Annotated in this window: 5 protein-coding genes; all 5 read right to left on the bottom strand. The window is 39.9% G+C overall.

What is annotated here, in order from left to right; genetic code table 11:
- Positions 1-73: 73 nt before the first annotated feature.
- From I6E11_RS06340 to rimM, 5 genes are read right to left on the bottom strand one after another with little or no spacing between them, the layout of a single operon-like run.
- Complete coding sequence (locus tag I6E11_RS06340) at positions 74-2,500, bottom strand: S9 family peptidase (RefSeq protein WP_235337110.1); 2,427 nt, start codon at positions 2,498-2,500, stop codon at positions 74-76.
- Between the two features lie 14 nt (positions 2,501-2,514).
- Positions 2,515-3,855 (bottom strand): RIP metalloprotease RseP, encoded by a 1,341-nt coding sequence (gene rseP, locus I6E11_RS06335; RefSeq protein ID WP_235337108.1) that lies wholly within the window; start codon positions 3,853-3,855, stop codon positions 2,515-2,517.
- 34 nt (positions 3,856-3,889) lie between these two features.
- Positions 3,890-5,047 carry a 1-deoxy-D-xylulose-5-phosphate reductoisomerase gene (locus tag I6E11_RS06330; protein WP_235337106.1) on the bottom strand — a complete coding sequence of 386 codons (1,158 nt, stop codon included), beginning with the start codon at positions 5,045-5,047 and terminating at the stop codon, positions 3,890-3,892.
- 4 nt (positions 5,048-5,051) lie between these two features.
- Positions 5,052-5,909 (bottom strand): murein hydrolase activator EnvC family protein, encoded by an 858-nt coding sequence (locus I6E11_RS06325; RefSeq protein ID WP_235337104.1) that lies wholly within the window; start codon positions 5,907-5,909, stop codon positions 5,052-5,054.
- 12 nt (positions 5,910-5,921) lie between these two features.
- Positions 5,922-6,437, bottom strand: coding sequence for a ribosome maturation factor RimM (gene rimM / locus I6E11_RS06320; RefSeq protein WP_235337102.1), 516 nt, complete (start codon positions 6,435-6,437; stop codon positions 5,922-5,924).
- Positions 6,438-6,502: the final 65 nt, after the last annotated feature.

Below are 6,502 nucleotides of genomic sequence, written 5' to 3'. Positions count from 1 at the left end.
TAATTAAAATATACCAATAAAAAAAGTTCAGGTTGCTCCTACCGGGGCAACCTGAACTTTTTTTATTGGTATTCTACCTCTTTGGTATATCAACAGATGATTCTTTCTTACCTTTCAAGTGTTCCGAGAAATAATCTACCAATCTCCAATAGAAATATTCATTCATATCTCCAAATCCGTGGCGCTGGCCCGGGAGATAAAGCATATCGAAACGCTTGCCTGCCCTAATCAGTGCATTAACCACACGCGTGGTATTTGCCGGATGTACGTTATTGTCTATATCGCCATGTACCAGTAAAAGGTGACCTTTCAGCTGTTTCACTATTTCAGGATTTGTAGCTATCTTGTATACAAACGTAGTATCGCCTTTCTCTGAAATAGTTTCTTTCACTCCATGATGGGTTTCACTCCACCAGCGGTTATAAATACGGTTATCATGATTTCCAGCACAAGAAACGGCAGCCTTATAGAAATCAGGATACTGACATATGGCAGCTGTCGACATAAAACCTCCACCGGAATGTCCGTGGATACCAACCTTATTTATATCTATATATTTATGTCGCGCAGCAAGCTGTTCCACTGCAGCCTTATGATCGGCCAACGGATAGTCACGCATATTGCCGTAACCGTAATTATGATACCATTTTGAACGGCTTGGGTGTCCACCTCTCTGACCTACTGATATTACTATAAATCCGGCTTGTGCCAGACGGTCTGTACGGACACTCATACGGGTAAACGGATAATATACAGCCTCAACCTGTGGACCTGGATATACATAGTCTATAATAGGATAAACCTTTGTAGAGTCGAAATCATATGGCTTGTACATCACTCCGTAAAGATCGGTCACACCATCTGCAGCCTTAACCTTGAAAAGTTCCGGGAATTTATATCCAGCAGCCTTAAGATTTGAGAAATCACTTTCCTGAATTGTCATTACCTTATTTCCGTTTCTGTCAATCAAATCTGCACATGGCACTGTATTCACACGTGAGAAATTGTCGACAGCAAACTGCGCATCATCTGATAATGAAATCTGATGGAAATAATCCCCTTTCGTAAGTCTGGTCAATCCGCTACCATTTACGTTTACTTTATACAAATGTTCATAATAAGGGTTTTCATCTTTCTCCTTAGCATTTGCAAGGAAATATACCGTACGTGTAGCTTCGTCAATCTTCAATACCTGCTCTACGTGCCAAGGTCCTTCGGTTATTCTGTTTTTAAGATTTCCCTTATCATCGTAAAGATAAAGATGTGCCCAACCGTCACGTTCGCTCCACTGGATAAATTCCTTACCTCCATTTATGACGTGTATAGGACGAGTTTCCTGATATGTATTCATACGTTCCTTCACAATCGGAACAATGGAATCCTCGCCTACTGTATATGTACAAACGTCTATACGATGAAGGTCTCTGCTGTATCTGGTCACAAAGAAACGATTGTTGTCGCCCTGCCACACAGAAGGACGGAACTCCATATCTCTCTGTTTTTTCTCCATAGGCTTATGTTCCAACCCAAGCCACTGGTTCTTCCATGCCGACACTTTTATTTCCTTACGTGTGTTCGATGTCATATCGAAGATATAAAGATGTTCCTCTGGTGCTTCCATCTCTCCCGGCATCTGATACTTGTATGTTTCAAGTGTAGGACGTGGCTCTGCTATTGAGTTTATTACCCACAAAGGTTTTACAGCTCTGTCATCAGAAACAATTGTCACAAAATGCTTTGAGTCTGGCGACCAGCATCCCCATGCTTTGCGTCGCTTTCCATTACACAAAGTGTCAGTATTAAGCAAACTATATGGAATACCATAACCAAAATCCGGCATACCATCGGTGGTAAGCTGAATTTCCACTATTGTACTGTCCTTCTCATCCTTTTGTGCCTTACGATAATCGGCAATACTCATGCGATAGAGATTGCAGTCTTTGGCATATACCACAGACTGTCCATCAGGAGAAACAGATGCCCAGTCAAGTTTCTTTGGTTCTTTTTCCTTGTCTGCAAGATGCGTCAGTTTTTTTGAAGGAAAGTCATACGAGAAATAAAATACTTTCTTTTCTGCTTTCTTCTTTTTGTCCTTATCCTGTTTTTCGTCCTGTGACGATACAACTTCAAAAGTGAAAGTCTTTCCATCTGCATCAGCCTTCAGGTTCTTCACTGGCAATTGCCTTGCCTCGAACGGATCCTGTAGTATTTCCGTAAGCTGGGCAGCAAGTTTATCTCTGTCGAAAAGCTGTTCTTTCTTTTTCTGTGAAGGATTTACAACATACCAGAAAGTACCTTCAGACGTTTTATATTCATACCAAAACCCTTTTCCGTTCTGAAACCAGTGAGGGTCCACCATAGTGGAAAACAGCATATTCTTAAGCTTGCTTTCCGTAAACTTTTCTGCCTGCAAATACTCTGGCAATCTTTCCTGAGCCACAGACATAGTGGCAGAAAACATAATACCGCTCAATATTGCAGAAAATAAAACTCTCTTCATAAACAAGTATTTAATTATAACAGGAATCTAAGCACATCGTTGAAATTAGCCCATATGAGCAAAGCAAAAAGTAGGAACATACCCACCATTTGTGCATATTCAAGGAACTTATCACTTGGTTTGCGACGGGCTACAATCTCATAAATAAGGAAAAGAACATGTCCTCCGTCAAGAGCCGGTATTGGCAATATGTTCATAAATGCCAGAATGATTGACAAGAAAGCAGTCATAGACCAGAAACGCTGCCAGTCCCAAACCTTAGGGAAGATGCTTCCTATTGTTACGAACCCACCAACACTTTTAGCACCTTCTTTAGTAAATACATACTTAAGATCGTTTACATATCCTTTTAAAGTATTAACTCCCAATGTAATACCTGCAGGGAAAGATTCAAAAAATCCGAATGTACGTACCGTTGGAGTATAATTCAATACCCCACCTATGGCAGCTACCTTGAACTGCTCGTCTGTTGTCACACTAACAGTATCTCTGACTCCTGCACGCGAATATACCAAAGTAAACTCTGCTGTAGGCTTTTCAGCCACTTCAGCTCTCAGTTTCAAATCAGCCATTTGATTTTGGAAATCATTCCAGGAATTAATACTTTTACCATTGACAGATATAAGCGAATCGCCTTTCTGTATACCGGCATTTGCAAAACCTCCGCCAGCATACACAGAATCAACCACATTTGGATAGAAAACATCCACAAACATAGGGTCCTGCTGCGCTACATCCAAAAGACTCAATTCAGGCATTTTAATACTGACAGTTTCCCCATCACGCAGCACTTTTACTTCATTAGCCTCAACCATATCACGCATCATATCCACACCGAAACGGTCGAGTTCCTTTCCATCCGCACTTAAAAGTATATCACCATCGCGAAGACCTATTTCCTGGGCTGTTTCATTAAACTTCAGTCCATAGCTCATGTCCTTTAATGCGATATACTTGTCGCCCCATGTAAAAAGAATCATGGAATAAATGAACAGAGCAAGAATAAAGTTCATCAAGACACCGCCTATCATAACCAGAAGTCGTTGCCATGCCGGTTTGGAACGGAATTCCCAAGGCTGGGCAGGCTGTTTCATCTGTTCAGTATCCATTGATTCGTCAATCATACCAGATATCTTACAGTAACCTCCCAATGGCAACCATCCTACACCATATTCTGTATCGGAATTTTTAGGCTTAAACTTGAATAAAGAAAACCAAGGATCGAAAAATATATAAAACTTCTCTACCCTGATTTTGAATAAACGTGCAAAAAAGAAGTGTCCCCCTTCGTGTACTATAACCAAAATTGACAAACTCAGCACCAACTGAAGGGCACGGATTAAAAATGTCTCCATCTGTTTTTCTACTTTGTTTTTTTAGATTAATAATTTAAAAACCGGAATTAATCACCAGTTCTGCTGCAATACGACGCGCAATAGCATCTGTTTCTACATAGTCATTATATGTAGGATTACTGATAAACGTAACCTTGCTCATAGTTTTCTCGATTACATCACTCATTCCCAGGAAAGATATCTGATCTTTAAGGAAAGCAGCTACAACAACTTCATTAGCAGCATTCAATATGCAAGCCATATTACCACCACGGTTCATGGCATCGTAAGCAAATGTAAGGTTCCTGAAACGCTTGGTATCAGGTTTTTCGAATGTAAGAGTGCTGCATTTCATAAAATCCAGACGTTCGCCTGACAATGTTTCACGCTTTGGATACGAGAAAGCATACTGTATAGGCAAGCGCATATCCGGAACACCAAGCTGAGCTTTTACAGCACCATCTACATATTCCACCATAGAATGTATTACAGACTGTGGATGAACCACCACTTCAATCTGTTCCGGTTTAACTCCAAATAACCATTTTGCTTCTATAACCTCGAATCCCTTGTTCATCATAGAAGCAGAATCAATTGTAATTTTCGCACCCATACTCCAGTTAGGATGTTTCAAAGCCTGTTCCTTTGTTACAGTAGCCAACTGTTCCATACTGAATGTACGGAAAGGACCTCCAGAAGCCGTAAGAATTACTTTGCTTACCGGATTATTCATCTCCAGACACTGGAAAATAGCTGAATGTTCAGAATCAACCGGCAAAATAGGTGTTCTGTACTGTCTGGCCAAGTCAGTAATAAGTTCACCTGCTACTACCAGAGTTTCCTTATTTGCCAATGCAATTGTCTTTCCTGCCCTGATTGCGTTAATGGTTGGTTTCAACCCCGCATATCCCACCATTGCAGTCAAAACTATATTAACAGGACCCGACTCGACTATTTCACACAAAGCTTCCGAACCTGCATATACCTTTATAGGCAAGTCTGCAAGCGCATCTTTGAGTTGCTGATACTTGTCTTCATTGGCAATAACCACTGCCTCCGGTTGAAACTTTCTGGCCTGTTCTATAAGTTTATCCACTCTATTGTTTGCTGTAAGAGCATAAACTTCATATAAGTCAGGATGTTCCTCTATCACTTGTAAAGCCTGAGTTCCGATAGAACCCGTAGACCCTAAAATAGCTATCTGTTTCTTCATAACTTTAGAATACTACATAATTTCCAGGATTTATTGGTGTTCCCCTACGCCAAAGTTCAAAGTGCAAAAAAGGTCCTTTCTGAGTATCATTACCTTTTCCGGCTAGTGCTATCACGTCTCCACCTTTCACTTTGTCGCCCGGTCCTTTCATCAATGAACCACAGTTTTTATATATACTGATAAAATTTTGAGAATGCTGAACCTGTATCACGTAACCGTCATTCACAGTATATGTTGCCATTACAACAGTTCCATCCAATACAGACACTATGTTTTCGTTTTGTTTGGTAAGTATATCTATTCCATAGTGTTTTTTATCAGGATCAAAATTCACTTCCATAACTCCATTTACCGGCTTAAAGAATATCAGACCTGATACAGCATTTTTATTATCTATTTCACGAAGATTATATCTTTCTTTCTGCTCGTACTGCTGACGGAATTCTTCTTCCTCTTTAGTTCGCTCCATAAGTTGCTCTGCCCTTATATTTGTCAGAGAATCTATGGACTGAACCGTATCTACCTGAATCTTACCGCTGAAAATATCCTGAATATTCATTATGTATCTGTTCTGCCTTTCCAACGCCAGCCTTAATGAATCAGCACGGAGTGCATTCGAAACCACCATTTCGCGCACTTCCGAATTCATATATCCCGGCAAATAGTTACGTAATGGAGTAAAAGCAATAATAGATGCTGCAACAATGAATATTATGGTACAAGCAAACAAAAGGACTGAAAGACCATTCAGTTTGGATACATGTATCCCAACGACTTCTTCCAACGTGTTTTCGTTGATAATAGTAAGTTTATATTTAAACTTGATATTATGCCAAAATGCTTTACGTCCTTTCTTTCTCATACTCATCAGTCTTTATTCCAACAGTCCTTCAGGAATATTTACCTTGACACGTTTCTTTTTATGGTCTATATCAAGGATAAACTCTTCGTGTGCAGGAAGCAACACTTCATTTCCATCCTCTGCTTCTATAACAAACAGCACATTCATTGTAGTATCGTCAACGTCAGTGATTACCCCAAGTGTTCCATGATTTACATCATCTACAGTAAATCCCACAAAATAATTCCAAGACGTTACTTCATCCTGCTCTTCCACATATTTCACTGGGAAGAAAACCTCAACATTGGTAAACATTCTGGCCTTTTCGGCAGTGTCTATATCCTCAAATTTAACCAGTGCAGAATTATCAGAGCGGAAACGATACTCTTCAATAAAGAACGGAACAAGAATTCCATCCATGAGCAATATAAGATAATCACAATCCACACGGTCGAAAATATCATCTGTGAAAGTAAATGACACTTCTCCCTTCACACCGTGCGGCTTGTTTATTACTCCTATTTTATATACTTCCTCTTTCTTTATCATTTCTATTGTGAGTTTTTAAGTTTGTAAGTTTTTGAGTTTTTAAGTTGGCTGGTGCAAACGCTAAC

This window comes from Bacteroides caecigallinarum (genome assembly GCF_021531075.1).
Classification (GTDB): domain Bacteria; phylum Bacteroidota; class Bacteroidia; order Bacteroidales; family Bacteroidaceae; genus Phocaeicola; species Phocaeicola caecigallinarum_B.
The sequence above is the reverse complement of the archived record's forward strand: the minus strand, read 5'-3'. Positions and strand labels throughout refer to the sequence as shown.

Bases quoted from the DNA above. Each gene is read 5' to 3' on its own strand.
- I6E11_RS06340 (WP_235337110.1), bottom strand. From the start codon at position 2,500: ATGAAGAGAGTTTTATTTTCTGCAATATTGAGCGGTATTATGTTTTCT.
- rseP (WP_235337108.1), bottom strand. From the start codon at position 3,855: ATGGAGACATTTTTAATCCGTGCCCTTCAGTTGGTGCTGAGTTTGTCA.
- I6E11_RS06330 (WP_235337106.1), bottom strand. From the start codon at position 5,047: ATGAAGAAACAGATAGCTATTTTAGGGTCTACGGGTTCTATCGGAACT.
- I6E11_RS06325 (WP_235337104.1), bottom strand. From the start codon at position 5,909: ATGAGAAAGAAAGGACGTAAAGCATTTTGGCATAATATCAAGTTTAAA.
- rimM (WP_235337102.1), bottom strand. From the start codon at position 6,437: ATGATAAAGAAAGAGGAAGTATATAAAATAGGAGTAATAAACAAGCCG.